Raw genomic sequence first — 15,158 nt, forward strand, 5'->3', positions numbered from 1 at the left:
CGGCTTATTGGCCCGGCAGGATGCGGACGGCGTAGAGGTTGATGCCGCGAGCCTTGCCGTCGACATCGCTGTTGATCAGCAGCTTGCCGGCAGAGCTCGGCGCCAGCGAACGGTCGAAATTCACCTGAACCAGCACATCCGACTTCTCACGCGTGACACTGAAGCGATGGCGGGCGCAATTGCCGAGCGTCTGGAAATTGCACTCGACGGTGATCTGCGTCGGCTCATCGCTCGTCGACTGTAGGGTAATGGCGATGGTCGAGGACTTGCCCGCCAGCTGCTGTAGTACATCGGCGGCGACAGGAATGGCGATATTGCCATCGGCGCCGTTGCTCTGCGAGATCAGGCGGACGGCCGCCTCGTCATTTTCGGTGATGTTTTCGGTGCGCGCCTGGGCACCGTTCTCGATCTTGCCGGCATCCGAGGCCTTGAAGACTTCGATCCAGGCAGCCGAGAAGCTGTTCTGCGGGTCGATCGTCACCGGCTGATCGGTGTGCGTACCGGCATTATTGTTATTGTCGGCGGTTTGGCTGTCGCTGCCGTCGAAATCTTCGGGCTGGGTGCTCGCCGGCGGATTGGCGACGCTGGTGTCACGCTCCTGCGCCGTCAAGAGCAGGCCGGACTTGTGCGCCCACCAGGCGCCGGTGCCGACGAAGGCGATCAGCACGCACCAGACGAGCAGGCGCGAGAAGATCTTGCGCGGCTTGCGGCGCTTGGCCGCTCCTTCCGGGCGGAAATCCATATTGGCGGCGGCAGACGGCGCCCGGCGCTCGGCGGCGAAGCTCTCTTCGGCAGCGGGCGCTGCACCCAGATGATCGGCCTCGCCGGCATGCACGCCATCGAGGCTGGCCTCGTCATAGGCGCGGCGCGGCTCTTCGGCATAGCGGGTCTCGCCAGCGAGTTCCGGCGCCGGGGCTTCCGGCTCAACCTGGTGATGGACGGGCTCGGGAACATCGACGACCGGCGGAACCGGCACTTCCGGCGGCCCCTGGCGCGGATGCATGCGCTCGCGCTCCTCGGCCTCGATCATGTGGATCGTGGTTTCCAGGCGGTGGCGGTGATGGGCGATCGCCTCGCGGTCGGTGATGTCCTGCTTGCGCAGCCCCGCTTCCAGCGCCTGGCGGGCAGACTGATAGATTCTGGCGCGGATCTCGGGATTGTCGCGATCGGAATTGCCAAGCGCAGTTCTGATGGCCGTTTCTAATCCGCTCACGTGCGATCCTTCACTCTTGAAACCGGCATTCCGCTCAAATCTTTACAAATGCCTAACAAAATCCGGTAGCGGCAACAGCGCCAAACCGCAAGCCTCCGGCGCGCCGCCCGGCCGATCGGCAGGGGAAAACGCTGCCTTTCAGAATATCCGAAAATCGCGAAATCGGTAGCCTGCCCAGTTGGGTGGCCTTTTCGGCGCGATGGAACTCTGTTATCAAATTGACGCTTCCGTAAACGTCAATTGATGGTGATCTCATGGCCCTGCCCGAAATCCTGACGAAGAACCTGCGCCTGCCGGTCGTGGCCTCGCCGCTGTTCATCATCTCGCATCCGGCGCTGACGCTGGCGCAGTGCAAGGCAGGAGTGATCGGCGCCTTTCCGGCGCTCAACGCCCGCCCCGAAAGCCAACTCGACGAGTGGCTGGCAATGATCACCGAGGATCTCGCCGCCCATAATGCCGCCAATCCCGACAGACCAGCAGCCCCCTTCGCCGTCAACCAGATCGTCCATATGTCGAACAAGCGCCTTGAGCACGATCTCAGGCTCTGCGTGAAATACAAGGTGCCGGTCGTCATCTCCTCGCTCGGCGCCGTTCCCGAGGTCAATGCCGCCGTGCATTCCTATGGCGGCATCGTGCTCCACGATGTCATCAACAACCGCCATGCCAACTCGGCGATCCGCAAGGGCGCAGACGGGCTGATCGCTGTGGCAGCGGGCGCCGGCGGCCACGCGGGCACGCTTTCACCTTTCGCGCTTGTCCAGGAAATCCGTGAATGGTTCGACGGGCCCCTGCTGCTGGCCGGCGCGATCGCCAATGGCGGTGCGGTCCTGGCGGCGCAGGCGATGGGCGCCGACATGGCCTATATCGGCACCCCCTTCATCGCCACCGAAGAAGCTCGCGCCAGCGACGCTTACAAGAACGCCATCGTAGAGGGCGCCGCCAACGATATCGTCTATTCCAACTATTTCACCGGCGTGCACGGAAATTACCTGAAGCCTTCGGTGAAGGCCGTCGGCCTCGATCCCGACAATCTGCCGGTTGCCGATCCCTCGAAAATGGACTTCGAACAGGCCGTCGGCGGCGCCAAGGCCTGGAAGGATATCTGGGGCAGCGGCCAGGGCATCGGCGCCATCAAGGCCGTCGAGCCAGTCGCCAAGCTGGTCGGCCGCCTCGAGAGCGAGTACCACGGCGCCCGCACCCGCCTCTCGCTTTGAACGGATTTCCACAGCGCCGTTCTTTTTTACCAAAGCGATCAGACGGCGCTTGAAATCTTCAAACAATGCCTGTATCAGCGCCATGCAAATCGCGGGCCGAACGCTTCGCCCGCCTGGATTGCCGCTTTAGCTCAGTCGGTAGAGCACATCATTCGTAATGATGGGGTCACGTGTTCGAGTCACGTAAGCGGCACCATTCTCCCTCCCGACGCACCCTTGCCCTTCGCAAAAACTACAGCCTATGGCTTTGTTCAGTTTTTGTTTGATTACGCAATGATTGAAATACATGGTTAACCCTTGGTTGATACGGTCTTGCCAGTTTTGATTACTGGGGGACTGCTTCGATGAAGGTTTTGGCGGCTTGGATGTTGGGTCCGGGCATTTCGTTGCTTGCGGCGCAGGGCGCTTTGGCTGCTGATCTGGCGCCCAACGACGTGATGGTGCCGAAGTTTTTGCTAGATGAACCGGCAACGACGCCGGCGACGGCGAGCCGCTTTACCGGCTATGTCGAGGGCGGTTTCGAGGCTGGGTCTTCGCGGGATACGGATCTCGACAGCCACTCGTGGCGGTTGCGCGGATCGATGAATGCGAGCTCCGACACCGGGCTTAACCTGCAGGCGGATGCCGACTATGCGCATTCCTATCTCCAGGAATTCGGCTGGAACGACAATATCGGCGGCACGCTGCATGTCTATTACCGGCCGGACAGCAACTATGCGGTCGGCGTCTTCGGCCAGACGGGACGGTTTGAATCCCGTTTCCTGCCTGATACGACAGCCCGCGACTATCTCGGCGGCCTGGAAGCCGCATGGCTCGGCACCGACATGACCATCTATGGCCAGGCCGGCCTTGGCACGACCGATATCGGCGGGTTCGACTACGATCACTATGCCGGCCGCGCCGGCATGCGTTACTTCTTCACCGACAATATCCGTGCCGATGCCGAAGTTGCGTTCGACCGCTATCAGGACGATGTCGAGACGGCCGATGTCTGGAAGATCTCGGCGATCGGCAATTACCGGCCGGATGGCACGCCGGTTTCCTTCTATGCCGGTTATCGCTTCGAGCATGCCAAGCTCTCTGTCGACGGCTTCGGCAGCGACAGCGACATCGCCAACAACTTCCTCGTCGGCATGCGCTATCACTTCGGCTCGAGCAGCCTGAAGGACGAAGAGGGCAACGGCCCGATCTGGCGCGGCTCGTCGTTCTAAGCTTGAAACCATTCCCGGCCGCCGCAGCGAGACCAACGCTGCGGCGGCCGGGCTTTTGTAACTGTACGGATAATTACCTTTACAGCAGCAGCAGCTAGGGCCTAAAAACCAAAGCAGCACTTCGCGCCGGCACTGCCCCCTTCTGCCGAGCCGCCCTCTGACGGCCTGCCGCGAAGCATCCTGAAAGGTAAGTCATGTCTGATACGGCCCAGCGCTCGAACCGCGTTCTCGTTGTCGCGACCATCATGTTTGCCACCTTCATGGTGGCGATCGAAGCCACGATCGTCGCGACCGCCATGCCGCGCATCGTCGGACAGCTCGGCGGCTTTACCTATTACAGCTGGGTCTTTTCGGCCTTCCTGCTGGCGCAATCGACGACGACTGTCATCTACGGCAAGCTTTCCGATATCTTCGGCCGCAAGCCGGTGCTGATCGCCGGCATCGTCGTGTTCCTGATCGGCTCGTTGCTGTGCGGCCTCGCCTGGTCGATGACCTCGCTCATCCTGTTTCGCCTGCTGCAGGGGCTCGGCGCCGGCGCCATTCAACCGGTGACGATGACGATCATCGGCGACCTCTTCAAGCTGGAGGAGCGCGGCCGCGTTCAGGGCATCATGGCCACCGTCTGGGCGACATCGGCGGTCGTCGGGCCGCTCGCCGGCGGCATCATCGTCGACAATATCTCCTGGGCCTGGATTTTCTGGATCAACCTGCCGATCGGCATCTTCTCGATCATCGCCTTCTCGCTGTTCCTCAAGGAAACCGTGGCGCACAAGCAGGCGAGCATCGATTATCTCGGCTCCATCCTCTTCTCGATCGCAATCATCGCGCTGCTGGTCATCCTTACCGAGACGGATGCCGAAGCGTGGATCCTGCTGTCGCTTGCGGCCGTCTTCATCGTCTCGGGCGCCCTGTTCTTCTGGCAGGAAAAGCGCGCGCCGGAACCGATCATCTCGATCGCGCTCTGGAGCCGCCGCCTCGTGGCGACCAGCAATATCTGCATGCTGCTCGCCGGCATGGCGCTGATCGGCCTCTCCACCATTCTGCCGGTCTATATCCAGGGCGTACTCGGCCGTTCGCCGATCGTTGCCGGGTTCACGCTGACGATGCTCGTCGTCGGCTGGCCGCTGTCGGTGATGATGTCGAGCAAGCTGTTCAAGGCTTTCGGCATCCGCAACACGCTGCGCTTCGGCAGCCTGCTCTTCCCGTTCGGCGCGCTCTTCCTCCTGTTTCTGACACCGGACAGTTCGCCCATCGTCGCCGGCGCCGGTTCCTTCTTCATGGGCTTCGGCATGGGGCTCATCAATCTCACCAGCATCGCGCTGGTGCAGGACAGCGTCGAATGGTCGATGCGCGGCAGCGCCACAGCGTCGATCATCTTTGCCCGCAGCCTCGGCAATACGCTCGGCGCCACGGTTCTCGGCGCGATCCTGAATGCCGGTATCAATCACTATGCGAGCGGCGATACCGCCGATAACCTGCACAATGTCCTGAACCAGCCGACGGGGCTGACGGAGCTTGCGGGCGATTCTGTCGTCCGCGGCATCTTCGATGCGTCGCTGCACTGGAGCTTCTGGGGCATCGTTGTCGTCGCCGTCATGACGCTGATTTCGACCTGGCTGATCCCGGTCGGCCACCATGGCCGCAAGACCACCAGCGTTCCCGCCAGCGAGGCGGCCTCACATTAACAGTCAGGCTTCGGCCGGATTCTGCGGCAGCGATTGCAGCAGGGTCTGGCGGGCCGAGCGCAGATGCAGACGCGCGGAGAAATCGATCTGGGCCTGATCGCCTGATTCAAGGGCGGCGATATAATCGAGATGCTCGTGAATGGCGCGCTCGTTGCGCTGGCGGGCGGCTGCCTTGTTCCACTGGTAGTGATAGTGGAAGATGATGGCGATCGCGTCGTAGAAATCGGCGATGAAGCGGTTCTTTGAGGCGCGGTGGATCAGCAGGTGGAAGCGCTCGTCGAGGGCGGAGAATTCCTTGTAGCGCTGGTCCATGTCGGAGAGCACGTCGAGGTGATCCTGCTTGATCGCCGCAAGATCGGTCCAGGCCGCGTGATCCTTAGGCAGCCTGCCGAAATCGGCGGCGGAATGCAGCTCGAACATCTCACGCACGTCGGCGAGCTCCAGAGCGAATTCGCGGGTGAAGCCCTTCAGGATCCAGTGACTGTTCGGGCGCTTTTCGATCAGGCCGAAGCGGGAGAAGCGGATCAGGAATTCGCGGACGCTGGTCGTGCCGGTGCCGATCTCGCGGGCAAGCTCGAGCTCGTTGATCTGCATGCCCGGCGCCGCATCATCCGAGAGAATGCGCTGCATGAAGCTGCGCTCGATGATGTCGTGCAGTGAATCCGTTTCCTCGGAGGGGAAGAGATCCTTGGCGGTCGGGGCGCGGAGCACCACTTTCTGGCGCTTGTTCCAGCGGATGATGCCCTCGTCGCTCAGCCTCGTGAGGATGGCGCGGGCGGTGCTGCGGCTGATCCCGAGCTGGGCCGCGATTTCAGGCTCCGACGGAAGTGCGGCCTCCGGACGCAATGCGGCGGCATAGCGATTGTATGCTTCCTTGAAGACTGTATTCTGTCTTGCCATGCGACCCCGCTCCTGCCCGTCCGCTATCGGCGCACGCGATGGTGCGGCCGGTGCGCCGGGAGCTTATCTATTGCAATCCTTATATTATTCTGGATCGCTTGCGGCTGTTTGCCTCCCTCGTCCACAGGAACAATATTCCCGTTGACTTGAAAATGTTTATTGTAGATAAAAAACAAAATCAATGCGCATTTCGCCGATGCAGCGAGCGTTTCCTCAGGGAGAAGTAAATTGGATAAACTGCCTTGGCTCATCCTTTCGGCCGGAGATAACGTTGCCGTCGCAACGGCGGCGATCGAGCCCGGAGCCATCGTCGCCGGCGTTGCCGCGCGCCAGAAGATCGACCCCGGCCACAAGGTCGCCATCGCCGATATCCCGTCCGGCGGCGCCGTGGTCAAGTACGGACAGGCGATCGGCCGCACGACCGCCGACGTGAAGGCTGGCGATCACGTTCACAGCCACAATCTGCATTTCGAGAACGACCGCCTGGCGGCCACCGCCAATTCCGCGCCGGAAGCGGCGACCGCCGAAGACAAGGCGCGCACCTTCATGGGCTATAAGCGCGCCGACGGCCGCTCCGCCACCCGCAACTATATCGGCATCATCGCCAGCGTGAACTGTTCCACCACCGTCTGCCGCGCGATCGCAGACGAGGCGAACCGGACCATCCTGCCGCATTACGAAGGCATCGACGGTTTCGTGCCGATCGTTCACGATCAGGGCTGCGGCATGAGCTCGACCGGCGACGGCATGGCCGTTCTGCACCGGACGCTTGCCGGCTATACGCGCCACGTCAATTTCGGCGGCGTGCTGATGATCGGCCTCGGCTGCGAGGTCAACCAGCTGACGCTATACGGCCAGAGCGGCGCCGGTGACACCAAGCGCCATTTCAACATTCAAGATGCCGGTGGCTCGCGCCGCGCCGTCGAACGCGCCATGGGCATGCTGCGCGAGATCGCTGCCGATGTCGGCAAGGAGCGGCGCGTGGCGCTGCCGATCAGCGACATCATCATCGGCCTGCAGTGCGGCGGTTCGGATGGCTTTTCGGGCATCACCGCCAATCCGGCGCTCGGCGTTGCTGCCGATCTGCTGGCGGCGGCGGGCGGCACGTCCATTCTTTCCGAGACCTCCGAAATCTATGGCGCCGAACACCTGCTGCGCAGCCGCGCCGTCAGCGATGATGTGGCCAGAAAGCTCGACGAAAAGATCGTCTGGTGGGAGAAATATGTCGGCCTGCATGGCGCATCGCTCGACAACAACCCCTCGCCCGGCAACAAGCGTGGCGGTCTGACGACCATTCTCGAGAAGTCGCTCGGCGCAGTCGCCAAGGGCGGTCGCTCGCCGCTGACGGCCGTCTATGGATATGCCGAGCGCGTCACCGCATCCGGCCTGGTCTTCATGGATACGCCCGGCTACGACCCGGTTTCGGCAACCGGCCAGGTGGCCGGCGGCGCCAACATGATCGCCTTCACCACCGGCCGCGGCAGCTGCTTCGGCTGTCGTCCGGCCCCGTCGCTGAAGCTGTCGAGCAACTCGGCGCTCTATGCGGCGATGGAAGAGGACATGGATATCGACTGCGGCACGATCGCATCGGGTGACGCGACGATCTCCGGCAAGGGCCGCGAGATTTTCGAACTGATCATCGACACCGCATCGGGCAAGAAGACCAAGAGCGAAGAGTTCGGCTACGGCGATAACGAATTCGTGCCGTGGCATCTCGGAGCAACGCTCTGATATAAAGCTGCACAAGTCTTCAGAGGAGGAATGATGAAGACGAGGAGAATCGGCAAGACGGATCTGCAGGTGACCGAAATCAGTTTCGGCGCCGCAGCTCTCGGCGGCCTTTACCGCGCCTGCCCGCGCGACCAGGCCATGGAAACGCTGGAAGCCGCCTGGTCGGCTGATATCCGCTATTTCGACGTCGCGCCCTGGTATGGCCTCGGCCTCGGCGAGCGCTATGTCGGCGATTTCCTGCGGGCGAAGCCGGAGAATGACTATGTGCTGTCGAGCAAGGTCGGGCGCCTGTTGCGCCCGGTTCCGACGGGCACCGTGCCTGATTACAGCTATGTCGACCCGCTCTCCTTCGATGCCGACTACGACTATTCCTATGACGGAATCATGCGTTCCGTCGATTTCAGCTATGCGCGCCTCGGCCTCAACCGCATCGACATTCTCTATGTCCACGACATCGGCGGCTATACGCATGGGGCGGCGAAGAATGCCGTCTACATGAAGCAATTCCTCGACAGCGGCATCAAGGCGCTGGAGCAGCTGAAATCCAGCGGCGCAATCAAGGCTTTCGGCCTCGGAGTCAACGAGGTGCCCGTCTGCCTCGATGTGATGCGCAACGCCGATATCGACGTCATCCTGATGGCCGGGCGCTACACCCTGCTGGACCGCTCTGCCGTTGCCGAACTGATCCCGCTTTGCCGCGAGAAGGGCACCAGCCTCGTGGTCGGCGGCGTCTTCAATTCCGGAATCCTGGCGACAGGGGCGGTGCCTGGCGCGCATTTCGACTATATGGCGCCGACGCCTGACGTTGCCGCCAAGGTGAACGCCATGGAAGAGATCGCCAAGCGCCACGGCGTTCCGCTTGCTGCGCCTGCCCTGCAGTTTCCGCTGCGCGACCCGATCGTCTCGTCGGTGCTGATCGGCACCGCCAAGGCATCGAGCGTTGACCGCAACATGCAGCTCTTCGAGCCGCGCCTGCCGGACAGCATCTATCCAGAATTCGAAAGCCAGACGCTGGTCGCCAAGCCCTTGGGCAGCGACGCCGTCCGCGTTTAGGAGTGAAGCATGCTCAAGGGTATCCATCCCGTCCTCAGCCCCGATCTGCTTCTGGCGATCGCCAGGATGGGGCATGGCGACGAGATCGTCATCGCCGACGCCAACTTTCCGTCGGCCAGCATGGGGCCGGAAATGATCCGCGCCGATGGCGTTTCGGCGACCGATATGGCCGAGGCGATCCTGACGCATTTCCCTCTCGATACCTTTGTGCCGGAAAGCGCCTGGCGCATGGAAGTGGTCGGTGATGCCGCCGCCGTGCCGGAGGTCTGCAAGGAGTTCCAGGCGATCGTCGACCGCAAGGCCGGCGACTTCCGCATCGCCACGCTGGAGCGCTTCGCCTTCTACGAGCGTTCGCGCAAGGCCGCCTATATCGTCGCGACAACGGAATTCCGGCTCTACGGCAATCTGATCCTGAAGAAAGGCGTCGTCCTTCCGGAAGAGGTCTATCGCGGCTAGCGGTAACTTTAGACAAGCTTTGAATTGATGTAAAAACAGAACCTTATGGAGGATTCAAAGAAGCAGAAAGGCGGAATTGCCCCACTTGCAATTTCAAAAAGCCTCAGCTAGCTTCATCGGGCAAATGTTTTTTATCGATAAAAATCGTCCGCCTGCGTTCAGCGGTCTGGTTTCCTGGAGGAGAACGCAACTTGGGAGGAGAACCCACAAATGAGCATGAAGTCCATCCTGTCGCGCCGGGCATTTAGCGCTCTCGCAGGCGCAGCCTTTATCGCCACCGCAATGCCGATGCCGTCCTTCGCTGCCGAAGTGACGATCCCGATCATCGTCAAGGACACCACGTCCTTCTACTGGCAGATCGTTCTGGCCGGCGCCCGCAAGGCCGGCACCGATCTCGGCGTCAAGGTACCGGAACTCGGCGCACAGTCTGAATCCGACGTCAACGGCCAGATCAGCATCCTCGAAAACGCCGTTGCCGGCAAGCCGGCCGCTGTCGTCATCTCGCCGACCGAATTCAAAGCGCTCGGCAAGCCGATCGACGAAGCTGCAAAGTCCGTTCCGATCATCGGTATCGACTCCGGCGCTGACTCCAAGGCCTTCAAGTCGTTCCTGACCACCGACAACGTCCAGGGCGGCCGCATCGCCGCAGACGGTCTGGCCGCTGCCATCAAGGGCGCCACCGGCAAGGAAGAAGGCGAAATCGCCATCATCACCAGCATCGCCGGCGCCGGCTCGCTGGAACAGCGCCGCGAAGGCTTCCTCGATCAGGTCAAGACCAAGTATCCGGGCCTCAAGGTCATCGCCGACAAGTATGCTGACGGTCAGGCAACCACCGGCCTCAACATGATGACCGACCTGATCACTGCCAACCCGAACATCGTTGGCGTCTTCGCGTCCAACCTGATCATGGCACAGGGCGTCGGTCAGGCGATTGCTGAAAACAAGCTCGGCGACAAGGTCAAGGTCATCGGCTTCGACAGCGACGACAAGACGGTCGGCTTCCTGAAGGACGGCGCACTTGCCGGTCTCGTGGTGCAGGACCCCTATCGCATGGGTTACGACGGCATCAAGACCGCGCTGGCCGTCTCCAAGGGCGAGAAGGTCGAGCAGAACGTCGATACCGGCGCCAATCTGGTGACCAAGGCCAACATGGCTGAACCGAAGATCGACGCTCTTCTGAACCCGAAGATCAAGTAATCTTCAGTCGAGGCCGCGCGCAAGAAATTCCGCGCGGCCTTTTCTTCACCTGTGTTATCGTCCGCACATGGAGAGCGGGCGACGGTGGAGGACCGGAATTCGCATATGGGAGGAGAGGTCCATGGACGGACTGGAAGAGGTCAGTCATCGCCACGATGACAGTGCCACGCTGAAAGAGGCAAGCCGTATTCCGGCAGGTTCGCCCATTCTGGAACTCAAGGGATTGCAGAAGAATTACGGCTACGTCCAGGCGCTGAAGCCAGCGACAGTGACGTTTCTGGCCGGCGAGATTCATGCGATCGTCGGCGAAAACGGCGCCGGAAAATCCACCCTCATCAAGCTTCTGACCGGCGTCATCACCAGAACCGCCGGTGAAATTCTCTGGTGCGGCCATCCGGTCGGCCTGTCGTCGCCGAATGAGGCGATCGCCCGCGGCATCAACGCCGTTCACCAGGAAGTGGTGCTCTGCCCGCACCTGACTGTTGCGGCCAACCTCTTTCTGGGCGACGAGGTCAACAAATTCGGCCTGATGCGCAAGCGGCAGATGGTCAACATGGCGCAGACCGTGCTCGACGACCTTGGCTTTGGCCTGCCTGCTGGTGCGCTGCTCAGCGATCTGACAATCGGCCAGCAGCAGCTGGTCGCGACAGCGCGTGCGGCAATGCGCGGCACGCAGTTCCTGATCTTCGACGAACCGACCGCCTATCTGACGCGCCAGGAATCGGCACAGCTCTTCAAGCTGATCCGCCGTCTGCAGGCCGAAGGCGTGACGATCGTCTATATCAGCCATCGCATGGAAGAAGTGTTCGAGCTCGCCGACCGGGTTTCGGTGCTGCGCGACGGAACGCATGTCGGCACCCGGCTGATCGGCGAGACCAACGAGAATGAACTGATCGCCCTGATGATCAACCGCTCGATCGAGCAGATCTATCACAAGGAGCAAGTGCCGATCGGCGAGACGATCGTCGAAGTGCGCGGTCTCTCGGGACCGGGTTTCGAGGACGTGTCGCTGAGCGTCAAGGCAGGGCAGATCGTCGGCCTCTATGGCCTGATCGGCGCCGGACGCAGCGAATTCGCGCTCGGGCTCTACGGCCGGAGAAGACGACTGCAGGTGAAATCCACTGGATGGGCAAGAAGGTCGACATCAAGAACGAGCGCGCCGCCATGGACCTCGGCATCGCCCTGGCGCCAGAAAGCCGCCGTGACCAGGGTCTCTGCCTCAACCTGCCGATCGGTCTCAACATCAATCTGCCGGTCTTCAAGCGGCTGAGCAGCGGTCCGGTGATCAACCACAGTGTCGAAACGGCCAACGCCGAAAAGCAGATCCGCGATCTCAGCATCAAGACGCCGAGCCGCCGCGTCAATGCCTCCAGCATGTCCGGCGGCAACCAGCAGAAGATCGTCATCGGCAAGTGGCTGAGCCATGGCGCGCGGCTGTTCATCTTCGACGAGCCGACCGTCGGTGTCGACGTCGGTACCAAGGCGGAGATCTACCGGCTGTTTTCCAAACTTCTGAAGGAAGGCGCGGGCATCATCCTGATCTCCTCCTACCTGCCTGAGGTTTACGAGCTCGCTGACCGGCTGCACGTGTTCCGCGCCGGCAAGCTTGTCGCCAGCCATGATTTCCACGCGGCGTCGCACGAAGAAGTGCTTGGCGAAGCGATCGGCGTCTGAGCAAGAAGAATAAGAGGGAGAGAGAACAGTGACTGCAACCCCCACCGAAATTGCACCGCCGCCACCACGCCGCAAGGTCAACATCCTCTTCGGCCTGACGCTGATCGGCCTGCTGCTCTTCCTCTGGCTAATGCTCGGAATTTTCACCGCCAGCTTCTGGACGCCGCTGAACATCAGCAACCTGCTGCGGCAGGGCTCGATGACAGCAATTCTGGCGCTCGGGCAAACCTTCGTAATCATTACCGCCGGTATCGACCTCTCGGTCGGCGCCATCGTCGGCTTTGCCGGCGTCATCATCGCCTGGCTGCTGCAGGCAGGGGTGCCGGTGTGGGCAGCGATCCTGATCACGCTGCTGTTCGGCGTCCTGATCGGCACGTTCCACGGCTTCGGCATCGTCAAGATGGGCCTGCCGCCCTTCATCATCACGCTGGCGACGCTTACGTCGCTGCGCGGCGTCGGGTTGCTGATCACCAACGGCTCGTCGATCAACATCGTCAACGAAGACTTCTCGAATTTCGCCCGCGCCGACTTACTGGGTATTCCGAGCCTGTTCTGGATGGTTATCCTTGTTGCGGTGCCGAGCTTCGTGTTTCTGCATCTCAGCCGCTGGGGACGCTACCTCTTCGCCGTCGGCTCGAATGCGGAAGCCGCTCGCCTCTCCGGCGTCAACGTCAACCGGATGATCTTCCTCGCCTACATCCTCTCGGCCACCTTCGCCGCCTTCGTCGGCGTGCTGCTCGCCTCGCGTATCGCCATTGGTAACGCGACACAGGCTGATGGCTGGGAGCTGCAGGCGATCGCCTCGTCGGTTATCGGCGGCACGTCGCTCTTTGGTGCTGTCGGCTCGGTTCACGGCCCGCTGATCGGCGCCTTCATTCTGGCGACCATCAACAACGGCGCCAACCTCTTGAACGTCAACTCCTTCTGGCAGCGCATCATAACCGGTCTGCTGATCATCGTGATCGTCTATTTCGACCAGCTGCGCCGCCGCCGGAGCGTCTAAGACAACGACATGAAGCCGGTCGCGAGGCCGGCTTCTTCATTTCAGAATGCGAGAACCAAGATGAAAGCAGTGCTTTGCCAGAAGCCCGGCGTGCTCGAAACCGTCGAGCGCCCTTCCCCCGGCACGCCCGCTCCCGGCTGGGTGCGGCTGGCGGTCAGCCATGTCGGCATCTGCGGCACGGACTACCACATCTTCGAAGGCAAGCATCCCTTCCTCGAGTATCCGCGCATCATGGGCCACGAGATTTCGGCAACCGTCATCGAAGCCGGCGACGGCGTGGCGATGGCGGTGGGCACGCCTGTCATCGTCAATCCCTATCTCTCCTGCGGAAGCTGCGTTGCCTGCCGCAAGGACAAGCCGAACTGCTGCACCAACATCAAGGTTCTCGGCGTCCACACCGATGGCGCCTTCTGCGAAGAGATCACGGTCCCGGCCGGCAATCTCTACGCCGCCAAGGGGCTGAGCCTCGAGGCAGCCGCGACGGTCGAATTCCTGGCGATCGGCGCCCATGCCGTGCGCCGGTCAATGGCGCCTGCGGGCTCTCGCTCCCTGGTCATCGGTGCCGGGCCGATTGGGCTCGGTGCCGCAATCTTCTCGCGAATTGCAGGTCATGAGGTGACGCTGCTCGACACCAGCGCCGAACGGCTGCAGATGGCGGCCGAGCGTTTCGACTTCCAGTCGGGCATCGTTGCGAATGAGGCGGTTGCCGATGCGGTCAAGGCCGTGACGGATGGCGATGGTTTCGACGTGGTGTTCGATGCGACCGGCTACGGGCCATCGATGGAGAAGGCCTTCGGTTTCGTTGCCCATGGCGGCGCACTGGTGCTCGTCAGCGTCGTCAAGGACGACATCCGCTTCTCCGATCCCGAATTTCACAAGCGGGAAATGATGGTGATCGGTAGCCGCAATGCGACGCGCGTCGATTTCGAGCATGTGGCAGATTCGATCGCCAAGGGTCTCGTCCCGGTCGAGAAGCTGATCACCCACCGCACGACGCTTGCCGATGCGCCGCAGGATCTTGCCCGCTGGGCGCATGAGAAGAGCGGCCTGATCAAGGCCGTCATCAAGGTCGCAGGCTGATCCGGCTCAGATCGCGTCGATGACCTGGCGCATCTGCCTGACAACTGCAGTATCCGTCTGATTGGCGCTCGGCGCTTCGAAGCCGAAGGCAACGGCGCGCGGGTCCACGCGCGCGACCGGCGAGCTGCAGGAACCATGGATTTCCCGGGCGCCCGTGGCACGCAGGATTTCGGCGGCATTCGACGGGCGCACGCCGCTTCCCGGCATGATCGAGATGCGGCCGGCCGCTCTGGCGGAAAGACGCTTCAGGGTTTCCAGACCATCCATCGCCTTCGGCACGCAGCCCGAGGTGAGGATGCGTTCGCAGCCGAGCTCGACCGCCTGCTCCAGCGCCGCGTCGGCATCCGGAACGAGATCGAAGGCGCGATGCAGCGTCGAGCCGAGGCCCGCGGCATGCGCCTTGAGACGATGGATGAGCGGCATGTCGAGCGTGCCATCGGGCCGGTTGGCGCCGATGACGACGCCGGCGAGGCCGAAAGCCCTGACGGCATCGATATCCGCCATCATCGCCGCTTCGTCGGCGGCATCGAAGATGAACGGGCCGGCATGCGGGCGGATCATCGCATAGACGGGAATTGGTGCTGCCGCTGCGGCCTTCATCATGCCCGCGACCGGGGTCAGGCCGCCGACTTCGAGAGCAGAGCAGAGCTCGATGCGGTTGGCGCCGCCTTCGACTGCGGCGGCAAGGCCTTTGGCACTGTCGACGCATACTTCAAGCAAAACCGGCATCTCTCATCTCCC

At 62.1% G+C, this 15,158-nt stretch carries 12 protein-coding genes, 1 tRNA gene and 1 pseudogene; 11 read left to right on the forward strand and 3 right to left on the reverse strand.

Going from position 1 to position 15,158, the window contains the following annotated elements; all coding sequences use genetic code 11:
- Positions 1 to 4 precede the first annotated feature (4 nt).
- Positions 5 to 1,213 carry a regulator gene (locus F2982_RS07010; protein WP_112713552.1) on the reverse strand — a complete coding sequence of 403 codons (1,209 nt, stop codon included), beginning with the start codon at positions 1,211 to 1,213 and terminating at the stop codon, positions 5 to 7.
- A 254-nt stretch (positions 1,214 to 1,467) separates the two neighbouring features.
- On the opposite strand from F2982_RS07010, the gene F2982_RS07015 reads away from it, so the two are divergent.
- The 4 genes from F2982_RS07015 (at position 1,468) to F2982_RS07030 (ending at position 5,323) form a co-directional block, all read left to right on the forward strand.
- Entirely contained in the window at positions 1,468 to 2,427 is a 960-nt protein-coding gene (locus F2982_RS07015) for a nitronate monooxygenase family protein (RefSeq protein WP_203429648.1), read from the forward strand.
- A gap of 120 nt (positions 2,428 to 2,547) precedes the next feature.
- Positions 2,548 to 2,623 (forward strand) — tRNA-Thr (locus tag F2982_RS07020).
- A 169-nt stretch (positions 2,624 to 2,792) separates the two neighbouring features.
- Positions 2,793 to 3,638, forward strand: a complete 846-nt coding sequence (locus F2982_RS07025; protein WP_199626109.1) for a hypothetical protein — start codon at positions 2,793 to 2,795, stop codon at positions 3,636 to 3,638.
- Positions 3,639 to 3,832: 194 nt separating this feature from the next.
- Positions 3,833 to 5,323: an MDR family MFS transporter gene (locus F2982_RS07030; RefSeq protein ID WP_203429649.1), complete on the forward strand. Its 1,491-nt coding sequence runs from the start codon at positions 3,833 to 3,835 to the stop codon at positions 5,321 to 5,323.
- A 3-nt stretch (positions 5,324 to 5,326) separates the two neighbouring features.
- Here F2982_RS07030 and F2982_RS07035 read toward each other — a convergent pair whose 3' ends face one another.
- The gene (locus F2982_RS07035; protein ID WP_199626107.1) at positions 5,327 to 6,223 is read right to left on the reverse strand and encodes a GntR family transcriptional regulator; all 897 of its coding nucleotides are present in this window, start codon (positions 6,221 to 6,223) and stop codon (positions 5,327 to 5,329) included.
- A 228-nt stretch (positions 6,224 to 6,451) separates the two neighbouring features.
- Between F2982_RS07035 and F2982_RS07040 the strand changes: the two genes are divergently transcribed.
- From F2982_RS07040 to F2982_RS07070, 7 genes and pseudogenes are all read left to right on the forward strand, one after another.
- The gene (locus tag F2982_RS07040; RefSeq protein ID WP_203429650.1) at positions 6,452 to 7,954 is read left to right on the forward strand and encodes an altronate dehydratase family protein; all 1,503 of its coding nucleotides are present in this window, start codon (positions 6,452 to 6,454) and stop codon (positions 7,952 to 7,954) included.
- Between the two features lie 33 nt (positions 7,955 to 7,987).
- Complete coding sequence (locus F2982_RS07045) at positions 7,988 to 9,007, forward strand: aldo/keto reductase (protein WP_203429651.1); 1,020 nt, start codon at positions 7,988 to 7,990, stop codon at positions 9,005 to 9,007.
- A 9-nt stretch (positions 9,008 to 9,016) separates the two neighbouring features.
- A complete protein-coding gene (locus F2982_RS07050; RefSeq protein ID WP_130279144.1) occupies positions 9,017 to 9,463 on the forward strand; it encodes an RbsD/FucU domain-containing protein in 447 nt (148 codons plus the stop codon).
- A 210-nt stretch (positions 9,464 to 9,673) separates the two neighbouring features.
- Positions 9,674 to 10,660 carry an ABC transporter substrate-binding protein gene (locus tag F2982_RS07055; protein WP_203429652.1) on the forward strand — a complete coding sequence of 329 codons (987 nt, stop codon included), beginning with the start codon at positions 9,674 to 9,676 and terminating at the stop codon, positions 10,658 to 10,660.
- Positions 10,661 to 10,781: 121 nt separating this feature from the next.
- Positions 10,782 to 12,334, forward strand: a pseudogene (locus tag F2982_RS07060) (sugar ABC transporter ATP-binding protein).
- A gap of 28 nt (positions 12,335 to 12,362) precedes the next feature.
- Positions 12,363 to 13,337 (forward strand): ABC transporter permease, encoded by a 975-nt coding sequence (locus F2982_RS07065; RefSeq protein WP_203429653.1) that lies wholly within the window; start codon positions 12,363 to 12,365, stop codon positions 13,335 to 13,337.
- Between the two features lie 60 nt (positions 13,338 to 13,397).
- Positions 13,398 to 14,417 (forward strand): zinc-binding alcohol dehydrogenase family protein, encoded by a 1,020-nt coding sequence (locus tag F2982_RS07070; protein WP_203429654.1) that lies wholly within the window; start codon positions 13,398 to 13,400, stop codon positions 14,415 to 14,417.
- A gap of 6 nt (positions 14,418 to 14,423) precedes the next feature.
- On the opposite strand, the gene F2982_RS07075 is transcribed toward F2982_RS07070, so the two are convergent.
- The gene (locus F2982_RS07075; RefSeq protein ID WP_203429655.1) at positions 14,424 to 15,146 is read right to left on the reverse strand and encodes a copper homeostasis protein CutC; all 723 of its coding nucleotides are present in this window, start codon (positions 15,144 to 15,146) and stop codon (positions 14,424 to 14,426) included.
- Between the last annotated feature and the right edge of the window lie 12 nt (positions 15,147 to 15,158).

Origin of the sequence: Rhizobium sp. BG4 (assembly GCF_016864575.1) — a bacterium.
In the GTDB taxonomy this organism is placed as follows: domain Bacteria; phylum Pseudomonadota; class Alphaproteobacteria; order Rhizobiales; family Rhizobiaceae; genus Rhizobium.